The 17,717-nt window shown below is 73.6% G+C and carries 14 protein-coding genes; 5 read left to right on the top strand and 9 right to left on the bottom strand.

What is annotated here, in order from left to right:
• Positions 1-1,752: N-acetylglutaminylglutamine amidotransferase (locus tag ACR807_RS35595; protein WP_438925899.1), on the bottom strand; the 1,752-nt coding region annotated here is incomplete at its 3' end.
• Positions 1,753-2,016: 264 nt separating this feature from the next.
• Between ACR807_RS35595 and ACR807_RS35590 the strand changes: the two genes are divergently transcribed.
• Positions 2,017-3,504 carry an amidase family protein gene (locus tag ACR807_RS35590; protein ID WP_438925898.1) on the top strand — a complete coding sequence of 496 codons (1,488 nt, stop codon included), beginning with the start codon at positions 2,017-2,019 and terminating at the stop codon, positions 3,502-3,504.
• Positions 3,505-3,535: 31 nt separating this feature from the next.
• On the opposite strand, the gene ACR807_RS35585 is transcribed toward ACR807_RS35590, so the two are convergent.
• Entirely contained in the window at positions 3,536-5,005 is a 1,470-nt protein-coding gene (locus tag ACR807_RS35585) for an aminotransferase class I/II-fold pyridoxal phosphate-dependent enzyme (protein WP_438925897.1), read from the bottom strand.
• A gap of 228 nt (positions 5,006-5,233) precedes the next feature.
• Here ACR807_RS35585 and ACR807_RS35580 point away from each other — a divergent pair, with 228 nt between their 5' ends.
• Positions 5,234-6,379, top strand: a complete 1,146-nt coding sequence (locus ACR807_RS35580) for a carboxylate-amine ligase (RefSeq protein ID WP_438925896.1) — start codon at positions 5,234-5,236, stop codon at positions 6,377-6,379.
• 394 nt (positions 6,380-6,773) lie between these two features.
• On the opposite strand, the gene ACR807_RS35575 is transcribed toward ACR807_RS35580, so the two are convergent.
• The 5 genes from ACR807_RS35575 to ACR807_RS35555 form a co-directional block, all read right to left on the bottom strand.
• A complete protein-coding gene (locus ACR807_RS35575) occupies positions 6,774-7,610 on the bottom strand; it encodes a metal ABC transporter permease (RefSeq protein ID WP_438925900.1) in 837 nt (278 codons plus the stop codon).
• A 44-nt stretch (positions 7,611-7,654) separates the two neighbouring features.
• On the bottom strand, positions 7,655-8,395 hold the full coding sequence (locus ACR807_RS35570; protein ID WP_438925895.1) for a metal ABC transporter ATP-binding protein: 741 nt from the start codon (positions 8,393-8,395) through the stop codon (positions 7,655-7,657).
• Positions 8,392-9,303 (bottom strand): metal ABC transporter substrate-binding protein, encoded by a 912-nt coding sequence (locus ACR807_RS35565; RefSeq protein WP_438925894.1) that lies wholly within the window; start codon positions 9,301-9,303, stop codon positions 8,392-8,394. The genes ACR807_RS35570 and ACR807_RS35565 overlap by 4 nt, the downstream gene beginning before the upstream one ends.
• A gap of 72 nt (positions 9,304-9,375) precedes the next feature.
• Positions 9,376-10,524, bottom strand: a complete 1,149-nt coding sequence (locus ACR807_RS35560) for a GNAT family N-acetyltransferase (RefSeq protein WP_438925893.1) — start codon at positions 10,522-10,524, stop codon at positions 9,376-9,378.
• 5 nt (positions 10,525-10,529) lie between these two features.
• Positions 10,530-13,526: a 3-keto-alpha-glucoside-1,2-lyase-like domain-containing protein gene (locus ACR807_RS35555; protein WP_438925892.1), complete on the bottom strand. Its 2,997-nt coding sequence runs from the start codon at positions 13,524-13,526 to the stop codon at positions 10,530-10,532.
• A 261-nt stretch (positions 13,527-13,787) separates the two neighbouring features.
• Here ACR807_RS35555 and ACR807_RS35550 point away from each other — a divergent pair, with 261 nt between their 5' ends.
• A complete protein-coding gene (locus ACR807_RS35550; protein ID WP_438925891.1) occupies positions 13,788-14,030 on the top strand; it encodes a hypothetical protein in 243 nt (80 codons plus the stop codon).
• Between the two features lie 44 nt (positions 14,031-14,074).
• Here the strand turns inward: ACR807_RS35550 and ACR807_RS35545 are convergent, their stop codons facing one another.
• Positions 14,075-15,490, bottom strand: coding sequence for a permease prefix domain 1-containing protein (locus ACR807_RS35545; protein WP_438925890.1), 1,416 nt, complete (start codon positions 15,488-15,490; stop codon positions 14,075-14,077).
• On the bottom strand, positions 15,487-15,861 hold the full coding sequence (locus ACR807_RS35540) for a PadR family transcriptional regulator (protein ID WP_438925889.1): 375 nt from the start codon (positions 15,859-15,861) through the stop codon (positions 15,487-15,489). The genes ACR807_RS35545 and ACR807_RS35540 overlap by 4 nt, the downstream gene beginning before the upstream one ends.
• A 188-nt stretch (positions 15,862-16,049) precedes the next feature.
• Between ACR807_RS35540 and ACR807_RS35535 the strand changes: the two genes are divergently transcribed.
• Positions 16,050-17,459 carry a cellulase family glycosylhydrolase gene (locus ACR807_RS35535; RefSeq protein WP_438925888.1) on the top strand — a complete coding sequence of 470 codons (1,410 nt, stop codon included), beginning with the start codon at positions 16,050-16,052 and terminating at the stop codon, positions 17,457-17,459.
• A gap of 56 nt (positions 17,460-17,515) precedes the next feature.
• Positions 17,516-17,710 (top strand): hypothetical protein, encoded by a 195-nt coding sequence (locus ACR807_RS35530; protein WP_438925887.1) that lies wholly within the window; start codon positions 17,516-17,518, stop codon positions 17,708-17,710.
• Positions 17,711-17,717 lie beyond the last annotated feature (7 nt).

Genomic DNA, 17,717 nt, shown 5'->3' with positions numbered 1-17,717 from the left:
CTCCAGCACGCCGACGTACCACAGCTCGTTCCCGCCGACCTTGGTGGCGTGCCCGTTCGGGTCGCGGAGGAGCGCGTCGACGTAGTCGGGGCGCAGGAGGCCGCGCTGCCGCGCCGCGCTGGAGCGCAGGGCGCTGCCCACCATGTCGAGGACGGGGCCGTCGAGGCGGGTGAGGGCGGGCACGGGGAAGTAGCCCTTCGGCCGGTCGACCACCTCCGGGGGCAGCACCTCCCGCCCGATGTCCTTGAGGACCGCCTTGCCGCCCTGGCCGGACTTCAGCTCCGGCGGGCACGCCGCCACCAGCTCGACGAGGTCCTGGTCGAGGAACGGCACCCTGGCCTCCACGCCCCACGCCATCGCCATGTTGTCCACCCGCTTGACCGGGTCGTCGGGCATCAGCAGGTGGGTGTCGGTCCTCAGCACGGCGTCCAGCGCCGTGTCCGCGCCGGGTGCGCCGAGGTGCCGGGCGAGCAGGTCGCCGCTGACGTCGTGCCCGGCGAGCCACCCCGGTTCGAGGATGCCCGCCAGCTCGTCGTGGTCGTGGTCGTGGAACGCCTCGCGCAGGACGGCGGCGGCCCGGTCGCGCGCCGCGCCGGCCGCGGGTTGGTGGTAGCGGTAGCCGGCGAACACCTCGTCCGCGCCCTGGCCGGACTGCACGACCTTGACGTGCTGCGACACCTCGCGGCAGACGAGGTGGAACGCGGTGACGTCGTGGGTGCCCATCGGCTCGCTCATCGCCGCCACCGCCTGCCCCACGGCGGGGGCCAGCTCCTCGTCGCCGACGCGGAGCTGGTGGTGGTCGGTGCCGAACTTGTGCGCCACCGCGTCGGAGTAGGCGAACTCGTCGCCGTCCACGCCGTCGCGGTCGGTGAAGCCGATGCTGAACGTGCGGGGCCGGTGGCCCTCCTCGGCGAGCAGCGCGACCAGGAGGCTGGAGTCCAGCCCGCCGGACAGCAGCACGCCGACCTCCACGTCGGACACCGTGCGCCGCCGCACCGCCGTGCGCAGCGCCTCGCGCACGGCGTCCCGCCAGTCCTGCGCGGTCCACCCCGAGTGCTCCGGCCGCCGGGTGTAGGACGGCTGCCAGTAGACGTGGTCGCGCGGCTCCCGGCCCGGTTCGAGGACCCGGATCGTGGCGGGCGGCAGTTTGCGCACCCCGCGCAGCACCGTGTGCGGCGCGGGCACGATGGAGTGCCAGGTCAGGTAGTGGTGCAGGCCGACCGGGTCGAGCCGGGTGTCGATCCCGCCGCCCGCCAGCAGCGCGGGCAGGGTGGACGCGAAGCGCGTGCGGCCGGCGACCTCGGCGACGTAGAGCGGTTTGACCCCGAGCCGGTCGCGGACCAGCAGCACGCGGTCGCGGCGCAGGTCGACCAGGGCGAAGGCGAACATGCCGACGAGGTGCTCGACGAACCGGTCGCCCCAGCGGTGGTACGCCTTGAGGACGACCTCGGTGTCGCTGGTGGACGTGAACCGGTACCGGTCGGACAGCCGCGCCCGCAGCTCCTCGTGGTTGTAGACGCACCCGTTGAACGCGATGGCCAGGCCGAGTTCGTCGTCGACCATGGGCTGCGCGCCCCTGTCGGACAGGTCGATGATGGACAGCCTGCGGTGCCCGAGCGCGACCCGCCCGGCCGACCACTGGCCGCCGCCGTCGGGGCCGCGCGAGAGCATGGCCCCCGTCATGCGGGCGACGGCCCCGGCATCCGGTACACCCGCGTGGTCGGTCACGACCTCACCGGCGATTCCGCACATGGTTCCACCTCGGCTCATCCGATCGGCAGGGCTGGTCGAACCCGTGTACCCCGATCACACGCGATCAAGCGCCGTGACCTCGGCACCCGATCGGACCCGCCGCCTTCCCCCGTCCGGGAGTACGCGCCCGGACGGCGTGGTCACCGAGGGTGATCGTGACGGTGGGCTGCGATGACAGGGGGCCGTCCACCCGTGGTGGGAAACACGCGCGCAACGACCTTCGGCGGGTTGACTGCGCCCGTTCGCCGGCCTCCCATGTACCCCATGCACCCGTCGCCCGCCGCGTCACCGTGCGTGCTCGACGCACCGCCGGCCCACGCCGGCACCGGCCCGCACCCCGACCTGGACGCGGCCACCATCCCGCACCTGGTCGGCCTGATGGAGGCGGGTGCCCTGACGGCCACCGAGCTGACCGGCGCCTACCTGGCGCGGATCGCCGCGGTGGACCCCCTGGTGCGGTCGGTGACGGCCGTGGCGGCGGACGCGCTCGACCAGGCGGCCGAGAGCGACCGGCGACGTGCCCGCGGCGAGGCCCGGGGCCCGTTGGACGGCATCCCGGTGCTGCTCAAGGACAACATCGACACCCGATCGGGCGCCACGGCGGGGTCGCGGGCGCTGCTCGTGCCGCCGCGCGACGACGCCGAGCTGGTCCGGCGGCTGCGCGCCGCCGGGGCCGTGGTGCTGGGCAAGACCAACATGTCGGAGTGGGGGAACTTCCGCTCCCCGTGGGCCACGTCCGGGTGGTCGGGGGTCGGCGGCCAGACCGCGAACCCGCACGTGCTCGACCACAACCCGTGTGGCTCGTCGTCCGGCTCGGCCGCGGCGGTGGCCGCGTCGCTGGCGCAGGTCGCCGTGGGCACCGAGACCGACGCGTCGATCGTGAGCCCGGCGGGGCACTGCGGCGTCGTGGGGTTCAAGCCCACGCTCGGCCGGGTCAGCGGTGACGGGATCGTGCCCATCTCCACGCGCCAGGACACCGCCGGCCCCATGGCCCGGCACGTCGTGGACGCCGCCATCCTGATGTCCGTCCTGGCCGGTGGCGGCGTGGACCACGCCACCGCCCTCGCGCCGGGCGCGTTGAGCGGCGCGCGGGTGGGCGTGTGGCGCCGGGCCGGGTTCAGCGCCGAGGTCGACCGGGTCGTGGAGTCGGCGGTGGCGGTGCTGCGGGAGCACGGCGCCGAGGTGGTCGAGGTCGAGCTGCGCCACCTGGCCCGGATCAGGGAGGCGGAGCTGCCCGCGCTGATCACCGAGTTCAAGCACGACCTGGAGGCCTACCTCGCCACCCGGCCGGGCGCGCCGCGGACCGTGCGGGAGCTGATCGCGTTCAACGAGGCCGACCCGGGCGAGCCGGCCGCGTTCGGCCAGGAGCTGTTCTTCGAGGCGGAGAAGGCGCCGCCCACCAGCGACCCGACCTACCGCGCGCAGCGGCGCACCGCGACCGCGCTGGCGCGCAGGTCGATCGACGAGGTGCTCGCGGCGCACCGCCTGGACGTGGTGGTGGCCCCGACCAACGGCCCGGCGTGGCGGACCGACCGCGCCGGCGACCCGGCCGGGGTGGACACGGCCAGGCCGGCGGCGGTCGCGGGCTACCCGAACGCGACGGTCCCGGCCGGGTTCGCCGGCCCCCTGCCGATCGGCGTGTCCTTCATGGCCGGTCAGGGGGCCGACGCGGACGTCCTGCGGTTCGCGGCGGCGTTCGAGCGGGCCGCGCCGGTGCGCCGCCCGCCCGCCTACCTGCCGACGCTGCCGTAGTCGCCGCGGGCGGGTCCGGTCACCCCGCCGGTCAGCGCTCGCGGACCACCACGCGGAAGCTGCCCAGCTCCGGGTCGGCCGGGTCGGGGAGCTGCATGCCGGCGGCCAGGCCGCTGCGCACGTACTCCACGACCTCCCGGGTGATCACCTCGCCGGGCAGCACGGCGGGCGCGCCCGGCGGGTAGGGGGTGACCATCTCGGCGCTGATCCGGCCGACGGCCCGGTCGGCGTCGACCTGCTCGACCTCGGCGAAGAACGCGTCGCGGGGCAGCATCGCGGTCTCCAGCTGCAGCTCGTCGGGCGTGGGCAGGTCGACCGGCTTCGGCGCGGGCATGTCCCGCGCGGCCTCGACCAGGGCGCCCAGGGCGTCGAGCAGGACACCGGCGGTGCGGTGGTCGTCGGCGTGGGTGAACTGGGCGACGACCCGGCGGTGGTCGGACAGGCCGACGGTGACGCGCCGGTGCTCGCGCAGCCAGTCGGCGGCCTGGTAGCCGCTGATGCCCAGCCCCTCCAGGTCGACGACCATCTTGAGGGGGTCGAGGGCGTGGGCCAGGCCGGGGCCGGTGAACTCGGCCTCGCCCATCACGCGCAGACCGGGCAGCTCGTCGATCGCGGCGCGGGTGGAGCGGGCCAGGGCCAGCACGGCGGTGAGCAGCTCCTCGCCGTGCTGCACCATCTGCCGCCGCCACCCGTCCAGCGTGGCGTACACCAGGGAGCTGGGGCTGGTGGTGCCCAGCAGGTCCTCCCGCGACTTGAGCACGTACGGGTCGACCAGGTCGCCCCGCAGGTGGAACACCGAGCTCTGCTCCACGGCCGCGCCGGACTTGTGGACGCTGGTGACCACCACGTCCGCGCCCGCGTCCATGCCCCACTGGGGCAGGTCCGGGTGGAAGGGCAGGTGCGCGCCCCACGCCTCGTCCACGATCAGGGGCTTGCCGAACTCGTGGCAGACCTCCGCGACGGCGGCGATGTCGGCGCACGTGCCGTAGTCGTTCGGGCTGACCAGCAGCATCCCCTTGACCTCGGGTTCGGCCTCGAACAGCGCCCGCACCCGGTCCGGGCCCGGCGGGTGCGACAGGTGTCGCTCGGCGTCCCAGTGCGGCGAGAGCCACACCGGCGACACCCCGCTGAGGATCAGCGCGGAGATCACCGACTTGTGGGCGTGGCGGGGCACGATCAGCTTCTCGTGCGGCCCGGCGACCGACAGCATGGCGCTCTTGATCGACAGCGAGCTGCCGCAGGTGGAGAAGAACGCGTGCTCGGCGTCCACGGCCTCGGCCATCAGCTGCTGGGCCTGCTCGATCACGCCCCCGCGGTTCAGCCGGTCGTCCAGGCCGTTGACCGAGATCACGTCCGAGGTGAACACGGCCTCGCCCACGACCTCCAGGACCCGGGGGTCGACCGCGCGGCCCTGGCGGTGTCCCGGCGGGTTGAACGGGGTGAACCCGCGCTCGTGGAACGCCTGCAACGCCTCCAGCACCGGTGCTCTGCTCTGGTCCATGCGAACGGAGTAACCAGTGTGGTGCCGTTTGAACACCGGGCTCGTCCGATCCGGGCCCGCGGCCCGCCCGATCACGCTCCGACGTGCGTCGTCGGGTGAGTTTGTCCGCATCCGGAAGTGGTATTCCAGCGCCCCCGGTGATCGGGACGAGGTCACCGGGGGGCGTTTCGGGTCGGTCGAACAGCGGGCCGACCACCTCGCGCGTGCTCACCGATCGATGAGGACATGATGATCAACGACGATCGCCGCGGTGACCCCGGCTCCGAACCCCCCACGCTGGGCGTCGAGGAGGAGTTCCTGGTCGTCGACCCGGTCAGCGGACGCCCGCTGCCGGTCGCCGACGAGGTCATCGGCCTGGCGAACGGCTTCGGCGGCGACCTGCAACCGGAGCTGACCCTGACGCAGGTGGAGAGCAACACCCCGGTGTGCCGCGGCATGAGGGAGGTGCGCGGGCACCTGCTCGGCGCGCGGTCCACGGCCGCCGCGGCGGCCCTGCGGGTCGGGGGGCAGCTGCTCGCCGTCGGCGTGTCGCCGGCCGGGCCCGCCGCGCAGCCGTTCAGCGACGGGGACCGCTACCAGCGGATCGGGCGGGACTACGGGATGCTGGCCGCCGAGCACGGGGTGTGCGGCTGCCACGTGCACGTGGCCGTGCCCGACCGGGAGACCGCCGTGCAGGTGTGCAACCACCTGCGCCCGTGGCTGCCGGTGCTGCTGGCGCTGACCGCGAACTCGCCGATCCACCAGGGCGTGGACACCGGGTACGCGAGCTGGCGCTCGGTGATGACCGGCCGGTGGGCCTGCTCGGGCGCCCCGCCCTACTTCACCTCGCTCGCGCACTACGAGTCGGTGATCGACATGATGGTCGACACCGGGGCCGTGCTGGACCGGGGGATGGTCTACTGGGACGTGCGGCCGTCGGACCACCTGCCCACCGTCGAGGTCCGGGTCTCGGACGTACCGGCCACGGTGGACGAGTCGGTGCTGCTCGCCGTCCTCGTGCGCGCCCTGGTGACCACCGCGGTCCGCGCCGTCCAGGCCGGGGACAAGGGGCTGCCGGTCTGCGGCGAGGCTTTGCGCGCGGCCTACTGGCGCGCCGCGCGCGACGGCGTCACGGGCAGCGGCGTCGACCTGTTCACCGGCCGCTGCGTCCCGGCCGTCCAGCTGCTCCGGCAGTTGGTGCGGCACGTCCGGCCGGCGCTGCGGGAGACCGGTGAGCTGCGCACGGTCAACGCCCTGCTGACCAAGGTCCTCCGGGACGGCAACGGGGCCGTGCGGCAGCGGCTGGCGTTCGGGCGGCGCGGGCGGCTGGAGGACGTGGTGGACGTCCTGACCCGCACCACGGCCCAGGACTGCCTGCCCGGGACCGCCGCCTAGGACCAGGGCGGTCGGCCGCCTCCTGGGTGGTCGTCCGCCGTGCGTGGACGCCGCGTCGCCTGCACCCGGCGGCGCGGCGTCCGTGCGCGGCGGGTCGTGCGCGGCGGGTCGTGCGCGGCGGGTCGTGCGCGGCGGGTCGGGCGCGGCGGCCGGGCGCGGCGGCCGGGTGCGAGGCAGCCCCCGGCCACGCTGGGGGGAGGCAGCGGCCGGGGGCGGGTGTGGGGGTCGGTGCGGCGGTCGCCTCTCGGCGAGTGGCACGACGCGGCTCCAGCCGAACGGTGTTCCGCGAAGGCTTGGGTGAGGCCCGGGGACACGGACCGCACCGACCACTGGGCACAACGGTCCGCCGCGTGCCGGTGTTCCCGCGACCGCTCCCGCCGGGAGGTGTCCTGCCTCACCCCGAGCCCCGCTGCGCCGCCCGTGCCCGGTGCCGGCTCGCCGCGACCCGCCGGCCGAGGACGCCGTGCCTCGGGCCGAACAGGTACGCCAGCAGGAACACCGCCCCCTGCACCAGCACCACCATGGCGCCCGACGCGGTGTCGAGGTGGTAGCTCAGGTACAGCCCCACCACCGCCGCGCCGACCGACACCGCCGGCGCGATCACCAGCATCCGCCCGAACCGGTCGGTGAGCAGGTGGGCGGTCGAGCCGGGGATGATCAGCATCGCCACCACCAGCACCACGCCGACGACCTGGAGCGCCACCACGCAGGTCAGCGCCAGCAGGCCGAGCAGGGCCGCGCCGAGCAGGCGCGGGTCGAGCCCGATGGCGTGGGCGTGCACCGGGTCGAAGGCGTAGAGGGTGAAGTCGCGGCGCTTGAGCAGCAGCGCGGTGAGCGCGACCGCGCCCAGCACGGCGATCTGGGCCAGGTCGGCGCGGCCGACGCCGAGCAGGTTGCCGAACACGATGTGGTTGAGGTCGGTCTGGCTCGGCGTCACCGAGATCAGCACCAGCCCGAGCGCGAACAGCGTGGTGAACACGATGCCGATGGCCGCGTCCTCCTTGACCCTGCTGGTGTCCCGGAGCACGCCGATGAGCGCGACCGCGAGGAACCCGAACACCACCGCGCCCAGTGCGAACGGCGCGCCCAGGACGTAGGCCAGCACGACGCCCGGCAGCACGGCGTGCGACACCGCGTCGCCCATCAGCGACCAGCCGATGAGCACCAGCCAGCACGACAGCACCGCGCACACGGCGGCGGCGATCACCGTGGCCGCCAGCGCCCGCAGCATGAAGCCGTAGGCCAGGGGTTCCACGAGCAGGTCGTAGGCGGTCGTCACGCCGGCTCCTCCTCGCGGGCGGTCACGTCGAGGCCGAACGCCCGCACCAGGTTGTCCGGCCGCAGCACCTCGTCCGGCCGGCCGTGCACCAGGACCCGGCGCATCAGCAGCACCGCCTCGTCGACCAGGCCGGGCAGCGCGTGCAGGTCGTGGGTGGACACCAGCACCGCCGCGCCGTCCGCGGCGAGTTCCCGCAGCAGCCGCGTGATCGTCGCCTCCGACCGCTTGTCCACGCCCGCGAACGGCTCGTCGAGCAGCAGCACGCAGGCCCCCTGCGCGATGCCGCGCGCGACGAACGCCCGCTTCCGCTGCCCGCCCGACAGCCGGCCGACCTGCCGGTCCGCCAGGTCGGTCAGGCCGACCCGGTCCAGCGCCCGGTCGACGGCGTCGTGGTCGGCCCGGCGCGGGCGACGGGTGAACCCCAGCCCGCCGTGCCGCCCGGTCATGACCACGTCCCGCACCGACACCGGGAACGCCCAGTCCACCGCCTCGTTCTGCGGCACGTACGCGAGCCGGCCGGAGCGCCGCGCCGGACCCGGTGGGCCGCCCCGCACGCGCACCGCGCCGCGCTCGGGCCGCACCAGGCCGGTGATCGCCTTGAACAGCGTGGACTTGCCCGACCCGTTGACGCCCACCAGCCCGCACACCCGGCCGGGCGCCAGGGACATCGTGACGCCGTCGAGCGCGAGCACGTCGCCGTAGCGGACCGTCACGCCGTCGACGTCGACCGCGTTCACGCGCGCTCCCCGGTCAGCGCGTCCGCGATGGTCCGCGCGTCGTGGCGGACCAGGTCCAGGTAGGTCGGCACGGGACCGTCCGGCGTGGACAGCGAGTCGACGTAGAGCACGCCGCCGAACGCGGCCCCGGTGGCGGCGACGACCTGCCGCATCGGCGCGTCGGACACCGTGGACTCGCAGAACACGGCGGGCACGGCGTTGGCGCGCACGAAGTCGATCACCCCCGCGACCTGCTGCGGGGTCGCCTGCTGCTCGGCGTTGACCGCCCACAGGTAGCGCTCGGTCAGGCCGGCGTCGCGCGCCAGGTAGGAGAACGCGCCCTCGCAGGTGACCAGCGCCCGTTCGCCCTCGGGCAGCACCGCGAGCGCCGTCACCAGCTCGTCGTGCACCCGTTGCAGCTCGCCCCGGTAGCGCTCGCCCGCGGCGCGGAAGTCGGCGGCGTGCCCCGGGTCCAGTCCGCTGAACGCCGTGACCAGGTTGTCCACGTAGGTCCGCACGTTCAGCGGCGACATCCAGGCGTGCGGGTTCGGCTTGCCCGCGTAGGCGTCCTCGGCGATCGGCACGGGCGCCACGCCGTCGCTGACCACCACGTGCGGCGCGTCGACCTCGGCGACGAACCGCGCGAACCACGCCTCCAGGTTCAGCCCGTTGTCCACGACCAGGTCGGCCGCGGCGGCCCGCTTGACGTCGTCGGGCGTCGGCTCGTAGCCGTGCACCTCCGCGCCGGGCTTGGTGATCGACTCGACCCGCAGGTGGTCGCCCGCGACGTTGGCGGCGATGTCGGCCAGCACGGTGAAGGTGGTCAGCACCACCGGTCGGTCGTCCGACGCCGTGGTGCCCGTTCCGGCGCACGCGGCGGTGAGCAGTGCGGAGGTGATGGCGCCGACGGCGCTGAGCAGCTTCGACATGCCCCGGACCGTAGGGCGGGTGCGTCCGGCGGTCCGGGGCGTGCACCGAAAAGCGCAGCGCGGGTGGCCCGTTCAGCCCACCGCGACGCCCGTCCCGCCGACGCTGCGCAGCGGTCCGTCCGCCGAACGGACCTGCTCCCGCCCCGATCGTCGGCGGGGCGGGGCGCGCTCAGAACCAGTGCAGGCAGTGCGGGGGGCGCTCGGCGCGGTGCCGCCGAGGTAGACCGAGCCCAGGTCGCTCACGTCCAGGGACAGGTCGGGCTCCCGGTCCGTCGGGGTGCACGCGGCCTCGCCGCCCCGGACGGTGAGCAGGTAGCGGTCGCGCCCGCCGAGGAACGGGTCGTCGACGTCGAGGACGAGTTCCCCGTCGGTGGACCAGCCGCGCGAGGTCAGCGCGCGCGGCACGTCCAGCAGCCGCACCCACAGCCAGTCGGTGTCGTCGCTCACCTGGGCGGCGCGGAAGTCCGCGAGCCGCCGGCGCAGCGGGTCGTCGGCCGGGACGTGCTTGAACACGACCCGGGTGACCAGGTCGTGCCCGAGCGCGAACCGGGCCAGGGCGGTGGAGGCGGCGTCGTCCACGGCGACGGTCTCGTCGACCACCAGCGTGCCGGGCTCGCCGAGCGAGTAGGAGGCGTACCCGTCCGGCACGCCGCGCGCGTCGCGGTGGACGGCGACGTGGCGCGGCGTCGTGGAGACCGGCGGCTGCCCCGCGCCCAGCGCCCACCAGCGGTGCGGCCGGGACAGCGCGCCGGGCTGCGCGCGGCGGTACCGGTCGTAGACCTCCTCCAGCAGGTCGCCGCACCCGGCGCGCCGCAGCACCTCGACCGCGCCGGTGTCCGGGGCGTCGGCCGCGCCGCGCGCCCGGGGGACGGCGAGGGCGGCCTGGTGGCGCGGCACGGTGAGCCGCCGCGTGCCGGTCGCCGGCCCGTAGCCGAACCTGCGGTAGATCACGGCCTCGGTGGCCAGCAGCACGGAGAGGGCCGTGCCCCGCGCCCGCAGGTCGGTGAGCTGGTGCCGCATCAGCGCGGTGAGCACGCCCCGACGCCGGTGCATGGGCAGGACGCCGACGGCGGACACCCCGGCGGTCGGGACGACGACCCGGCCGGGCAGGGTCAGTTCGAAGGGGTACGAGGTGGCGGTGCCGACGGGCCACCGTCCACACCGGGACGCGCGCGTGCCCCCGCCCGCTCCGCAGGGGGAGCCGACGGGGGCACGCGGCACCGGGACTACCCCAGCGGTTCGACCCAGATGTTGCGGAACCGGACGTTCTCGCCCGGGTCGCCGTGGTCCTGGAGCCGGAACGGGCCCGCGGTCGGGCCCTCGGGCGCGCCGTTGCCGGTCGGCCCGTCGATGGCGAAGTCCTGGTGGACGGTGACGCCGTTCCACACCACGGTGACGCGGGCGTTCTCGGTCTTCACGCCGGAGGCGTTGAAGCGGGCCGCCCGGAACGTGACGTCGTAGGTCTGCCACGTCTGCGGCGCGGTGGCCGCGTTGGGCGACGCGGCCCTCTTCAGGTAGATGCTCCCCGCGTCGTCGGCGGCCAGCGGGTTCTTGCCGAAGCTGTCCAGGATCTGCAGCTCGTAGCGGTCCTGGAGGTACACGCCGCTGTTGGCGCGCTGCTGGCCGGTGACGTTCGACGGCAGGTTCGGCAGCCAGAACTCCAGGTGCAGCTTGAAGTCGCCGAACGCCTGCCTGCTGCGGATGTCGCCGCCGAGCGCCTCCATCGACCCGTTGGCGACCGGCCACGACGGCGCGCTGCCGTCGGCGTTGCGCCAGTTCTCCGTGCCGCCGCCGCCGTAGAGCTGGACGCGCTGGGCCGGCGTCACGGTCAGGTGGTCGAGGTTGACGTGCCCGACGTCCCCGCTGTCGAACCGGTAGGCGATGGTGTTCGCGCCCGCCCGGAGCGTCAGCGGCTCGCTGTGCGTGGCCCAGGTGTCCCAGGTGCCCGTGTCGGCCAGGGCGACCTGCCTGACCTTGGCGCCGTTGACGTAGACGCTGAGGGTCTTCGTCCCGGAGGACGGGTTCGGCCCGTTGCTGTAGCGCAGGCCCACGGTGTGCGAGCCCGCCGCCGCCGCGTTCACGGCGAACCTGGTGGTCGCGCCCTGCGTGCCGTAGCCGTCGACGAAGCCCGAACCGGAGTAGCCGGTGTGGTCGGTGTTGACGCCCGCGCCGCCGGACAGGGCCGCGCTCTCCGCCTCCAGCAGCTGGGTGGGCGACGGCGCGGTGCCGACGAGGTTGTTGAGCGTGTACCAGGCTTCGGTGTTCCACAGCGGCACGCCGGTGCTCGACGCGAACGGGCGCGGCGAGCGCAGGTGCACGACCCGGCCGGCCTTGAGCCCGTTGAGCTTCAGCGTCACCTTGCGGCCGTCGGCGGACAGCGTGGCCGAGGCGACCGAGAGGTTCTCCTGGTCGACCTTGGGACCGCCGTACGACGGCGCCGCCGCGTACCGCCACTGCTTGGCCGTGTAGCGCCCGGCGAGCCCCGCCGCGGTCTCCGCCGACAGCGGCTGGGTGTACTCGACCTCGAACCCGCCCGCGACGGCCCGCATCGCGAGGACGTCGAACGTCCGGCCGCCGTTGGGCGCGAGCTTCTGGAGGCCGTAGAGCAGCTTGCCGTCCTGGCCCCAGTTGCCGCCGTCACCGATGCCGCCGACGTAGATCGCGCCGTCCGGGCCGAGGGTGATCCGGTTGACGCCCGCTTCGAGGCCCTGCGTCATCCGGAACACCGCGCCCTGGTACTCGCCGTTGACCTTCTCCAGGAACGCGCGCTGGAGGCCGCCGTAGGTGACGTCGCCGAACACCATCTGCCCGGCGTAGGTGCCCTGGGTGAGCTGGACCGGGGTGCTGGGGGAGTTCGCGATCTCGTTCTGCGGCAGCCACAGCACGGGCGGGGTGACCGGGTTCGAGTCGAACGGCCCGGCGGGGGTGGTGTAGTGGTTGAAGAACCGGCCCTGCTTGACGTGCACCATCTTCGACGCGGGCAGGTAGCCGCCCTGGTTGTCGTTGACGAACATGCCGCCCTCGGGGCCCCAGCCGATGCCGTTGGGCGTGCGCAGGCCACCCGCGATGTAGCTGACCTGCCCGGTGGTGCGGTCGACCCGCACCGTCGTGCCGCGGTTGGCGGCGGGCTGCGGGTTGGTGGTCGCGCCGCCCTCGTTGATCGCGACCGAGAGGCTGAGGTAGAACGCGTTGTCCTTGTGGAGCAGGCCGAACGCGAACTCGTGGAAGTTGCCGCCGTACGGCCACGTCGCGACCGCGCGGGACTGGTCGACCACGTCGTCGCCGTTGGTGTCGGTCAGCTCGGTGAGCTGGTGCTTCTGCGACACGTAGATCCTGCCGTCGAGCACCTTCACGCCCATCGGCTCGCGCAGGTTCGCCGCGATCCGCTTGGTGGTGACCCGGTCGGGCGCGGTGGCGCCGGTGACGTTGCCGAGCACCCACAGCTCGCCGGTGTCGGTGCTCTTGCCGTCCCACGTGGCGATGACCAGGCGGCCGTCCGGGAACCAGTCCATCGCGCTGACCCGCGGCTGGAAACCGTTGGGGCGCAGGTTGGTCAGGGTGTAGTCGGGGTGCACGGCGTTGAGCGGCAGGCCGTCGCCGGGGGAGTCGGTGCCCGCCGCGCAGTCCTTGCGGCCGGGCGCGGTGACCCGCACGACGCCGGCGTCCGTGCTGAGCGCCGAGTTCGGCACGACCGAGAAGCCGGTGGCGCCCGGCGGCCTCCACTGGAGGGTCAGCTGCTGGCCGCCGTCGCGCTCGAAGTGGTCGATGCGCAGGGAGTGGTACCCGGCGGACAGGGTGACCGCGCCGTCCTTGGGGTCCGCGCCGTGCAGGCCGTCGTGGTCCACGACGACCTGCCCGTCGACGGACAGCCGCGACCCGTCGTCGCTGAGCAGCCGGAACGCGTAGCTGCCCGCCTGGGTGACGTTGATGTTGCCGCTGACCTCGGCCACGAAGCGGTCGGCGAACCCGAACACGTCGGTGGTCGACCAGTCGATCGTCGGCATGAGCTTGTCGACGTTGGGCGTCTGGGCGGGTTTCAGGGTGCAGAGCCGGTCCAGGGCGACCTGCACGTCGAAGACCCGCAGCGTGACGCCGGGTTCCTGGGGCGGCACGGCGTCGGTCTTCGGGTCCGCGGTCGCGGGCAGGCCGGAGCCGCTCATCAGCAGGGCCGCGGCCAGCAGGCCGAGGGCGGGTACGCGCGTCCGTCGCGCTGTCCATCTCATATCCATGCTCCTGGGAGGGCAAGGACGACCACGCGTGTCCGACGTCGTCGTCGCACGGTTGCAGGGCCCGCACGGGTGGCGCGGGATGAGGCAGGGAGGACTGGTCACCGGATGGCGAAGCGTGGTGAACGCTAGGACCCTTGCGTCGGCAAGTCCAGAACTTTCGTCGATCCTGACCGACCTTTTGTCTGCATCATGCGTAAGTTGGCCTGCCGCAGCCCGGTTTTGCGACGGACGGAGTCTCGACCGGACTGGTTCACCGTGCTATTCACGAAGATCGCCGCCCTGGCGATCACCGGGTTCCCGCCGCTGGGCGACGAGCCGATCGCCGACATCGGGGGCACCGTCGCCCGGCACGAGGCCGAGCTGCGCGACCTCGGGTGGCGGGTCGAGGTGGTCCCCGGTCGGGACCACCTCGGCGCCACGGCGGTCGACGTCGTGCCACCGCGCCTGTCCCGTTTCCCGGACGACCACCTGCTCCGCGACCGGACCGCGCACGGGTAGCCGACCGCCCACGGGGAGCCGACCGCCCACAGGTGGCCGACCGCTCACAGGTAGCCGAACACCGGCGGGAAGAGCAGGGCCACCACCCAGGCCCACACCGCGAACACCGGGAGGTACGCGGTCTGCCAGCGCTCCAGCGCCGCGAACGGCGCGCGCCGGCGGACCAGGCCCAGCACCAGCCACGCCGACCAGGCGAGGTTGGCCAGCAGCAGGACGTTCTCGCCCAGCGCCGCCGCCTTGTTGGGCGTCGTGCCGTACTCGGTGATGCGCCCGGTGATCTCCAGCAGCACCAGCACGTCGATGGCCAGCGCGCTCACCACGAGGGCGAGCTGGAGCGCGTCGAACAGGCCGGGCGGCGCCAGCGGGTCGCGCGCCGAGACCGAGTAGAGCAGCAGCCCCAGCACCACGACCAGCAGGAGGTCGAACAGGATCAACGCCTCCCGCTCCACGTCGATGCCGCCGCCGCCCACGCCGAAGGTGACCAGGAAGGCCAGCAGCGCCACCGTGAACAGCGGGGTGAACAACCGCGTGAGCACCGGGGCGATGTTCTCCACGACGCTCTGCTTGGCCTCGACCAGCCACGCGGCCACGACCACCGCGGCCGCCGCGCCGCAGGGGACCAGCCAGCGCGCCACGAAGTTCTCGGGGGACACCCCGATGGCCTCGAAGGTGCCGAACGTGAGGGCGACCAGCACCCCGCCGCCGAGGGCGATGAGCACGTAGTAGACGAACAGCTCGCCGGTGAAGCGGACGAAGTCCATGCGCCGGCGCGGCGAGCGCAGGTCGTCGGCCACGTAGGCCACGCCGACCGCGAACCACAGGGCGATGGGCAGGTGCGCGCTCGTCAGGACCAGCGACTGCGAGTCCTCGGCGAGCGGGTACGCGTTGGCCGCCACCGCGCCGAGCGCGAACAGCGCCAGCAGGACGCCGACGACCGCCTTGCCGGCCCGGCGCCGCCACACCAGGAACGCCGCCAACCACGGCAGCACGAGCAGGCCCGCGTTGGGCGCGTAGAACGCGGCGTCCGCCTCGGGGTCCACGCCGAACAGCTCCGGCACCTTGACGGAGACCGCCGCGCCCGCCGCGCAGGCGATCATCGCGAGCAGGTCGCGCCGCGACCGCCCGCCCGCCGCCGGGCCGTCGTCCCCGCCGGTCAGCACGAGCTGCTTCCACAGCCGCTCCGAGTGCTCCCGGGCGAACTCGCGGGACAGGTCGTCCAGGCTGCCCATGCGCTTGACCGCGACCAGGAACGCCTCGTCGGCGCGCAGGCCGACGGCGACCAGCTCGTCGACGGAACCCCTGAGGTGGTCCTCCAGCTCGTCCGCGTCGGCCGGCCCCAGCTCCCGGCGGCGGCGCACGTACCGGCGCCACTGGGCGAACTGGGCCTCCAACCCCGCCCCCGGTTGCCCTTCCCCGGGCGGCCCTTCTTCCCGCAGCTCCTCTTCCCGCTCCTCGGTCACGCGAGACCTCCTGTCGGGAACGCGATCGACGGCCGGGCGTCGCCGGGGCCGCGCCAGACCTCTTTGAGCGCCTCCACGACGGTGTCCCACTGGCGGCGCTGCTCGGCCAGCTCGGCCAGGCCGCTGTCGGTGACGCGGTAGTACTTGCGCCGCCGCTCACCGGCGACCGCGCGCCAGTCGGACTCCACGTGCCCGAGCCGTTCGAGCCGGTGCAGCAGCGGGTAGAGCAGGCCCTCGGTCCAGTCCAGCTCGCCGCCGGACAGCTCGTTGATCCGCTTGAGGATCGCGTAGCCGTAGCTGTCCGCCTCGGCCAGGATGCCCAGCACCATCGGCGTGGCCGAAGCGGCCACGAGGTCCTTGGCGACTTTCACGCGTCCTCCGCACACTTGTTACCTGGATGTGCGATGCATAGTAGAGCTAGGTATGAAGTGGAGCAAACACGGGTGCGTCCGCCCGGACATTCACCCTGAGTAGTTGTATCTACGCGAAATGCCACCCCGGTGTTATGGTCAGCGCGTCTGGGAGCGCTCCCAGACCTCGTGAGACGAGGAGGGGCTCAGTGAAGCGCTCCACCGCAGCCGCAGTCGCGGCCATCGGTCTGGTGCTCGGCGCGGGGGCCACGGTGCTGCCGCAGGCCGCCGCCGCCGCCCAGGGGTGCCGGGTGGACTACACCGTCACCAGCCAGTGGCAGGGCGGGTTCCAGGCCGCCGTGAAGGTCACCAACCTGGGCGACCCGGTCACCGGCTGGACGTTCGGGATCGCCTTCCCGAGCACCGCGCAGCGGGTGACCCAGGGCTGGAACGCCACCTGGTCGCAGTCCGGCGCCACGGCCACCGCCACCCCGGCGGAGTGGAACCGCACGCTCGCCACCGGCGCGTCCACCGACCTCGGGTTCGTCGGCTCGTGGTCGGGCAGCAACCCGACGCCCACCTCGTTCACGCTCAACGGCGTGGCGTGCACGGGCTCCACCGGGCCGACGACGACCACCACGACCACCACGACGACCACCACCACGAACCCGCCCGTCTCGCGCACGCCGGTCGAGGCGAACGGGCAGCTGCGGGTCTGCGGCGTGAACCTGTGCAACCAGCACAACCGCCCGATCCAGCTGCGCGGCATGAGCACGCACGGCATCCAGTGGTTCGACAAGTGCTACAACAACGCCTCGCTGGACGCCCTGGCCACCGACTGGCAGGCCGACCTGTTCCGCATCGCGATGTACGTGCAGGAGCAGGGCTACGAGACCAACCCGACCGGGTTCACCAACCGGGTCAACAGCCTGGTCGACATGGCCGAGGCGCGCGGCATGTACGCGCTGATCGACTTCCACACCCTCACGCCGGGCGACCCGAACTACAACCTGGAGCGCGCCAAGACGTTCTTCGCCGCGGTCGCCTCCCGCAACGCCGCCAAGCGCAACGTGATCTACGAGATCGCGAACGAGCCCAACGGCGTGAGCTGGCAGGGCATCAAGAGCTACGCGGAGCAGGTCATCCCGGTCATCCGCGCGGCCGACCCGGACGCCGTCGTCGTCGTGGGCACGCGCGCCTGGTCGTCGCTGGGCGTCTCCGAGGGCTCCAGCGAGACCGAGGTGATCAACAACCCGGTCAACGCGACCAACATCATGTACGCGTTCCACTTCTACGCCGCGTCCCACAAGGACAACTACCGCGCGGCGGTCAGCCGGGCGGCCTCCCGCCTGCCGCTGTTCGTCACGGAGTTCGGCACGGTCAGCGCCACCGGCGGCGGCGCGTTCGACCGGGCGAGCACCACGGCCTGGCTCGACCTGCTCGACCAGCTCAAGATCAGCTACGCGAACTGGACGTACTCCGACGCGAACGAGAGCAGCGGCGCCCTCCGGCCGGGCACCTGCAACGGCGGCACCTACACCGGCAGCGGTGTGCTGACCGAGTCCGGCGCGCTGATCAAGAGCCGGATCGCCACGCCGGACAACTTCCCGACCAGCTAGTCCGCGTTTCGGTTGACGCCTGGCTGGACGGAGCCACCGCGGACGATCCCAGTGGGGTGCTCCGCACGTGGACGACCGAGCACGGGGGCGAACGGGAGCAGCGGTACCTGCCGGGCACGGGCTGGCGGGACAGCTACGTCCGCGAGGACTGGCGGCGCGGGCGCTACGACGGCACGTTCGAGCCGATCGACCGTGCCGCGGCCAGGCAGGTCATCGAGCGCTGGGAAGCCGGCCGCGGAGCCTCGCCGTAGTCCGGCA

The organism is Saccharothrix sabaoui (genome assembly GCF_051756985.1).
Taxonomy (GTDB): domain Bacteria; phylum Actinomycetota; class Actinomycetes; order Mycobacteriales; family Pseudonocardiaceae; genus Actinosynnema.
This window is presented reverse-complemented; position numbering and strand designations above follow the sequence as displayed.

Bases quoted from the DNA above. Each gene is read 5' to 3' on its own strand.
- ACR807_RS35590 (WP_438925898.1), top strand. From the start codon at position 2,017: ATGCACCCGTCGCCCGCCGCGTCACCGTGCGTGCTCGACGCACCGCCG.
- ACR807_RS35585 (WP_438925897.1), bottom strand. From the start codon at position 5,005: ATGGACCAGAGCAGAGCACCGGTGCTGGAGGCGTTGCAGGCGTTCCAC.
- ACR807_RS35580 (WP_438925896.1), top strand. From the start codon at position 5,234: ATGATCAACGACGATCGCCGCGGTGACCCCGGCTCCGAACCCCCCACG.
- ACR807_RS35575 (WP_438925900.1), bottom strand. From the start codon at position 7,610: ATGCTGCGGGCGCTGGCGGCCACGGTGATCGCCGCCGCCGTGTGCGCG.
- ACR807_RS35565 (WP_438925894.1), bottom strand. From the start codon at position 9,303: ATGTCGAAGCTGCTCAGCGCCGTCGGCGCCATCACCTCCGCACTGCTC.
- ACR807_RS35555 (WP_438925892.1), bottom strand. From the start codon at position 13,526: ATGAGATGGACAGCGCGACGGACGCGCGTACCCGCCCTCGGCCTGCTG.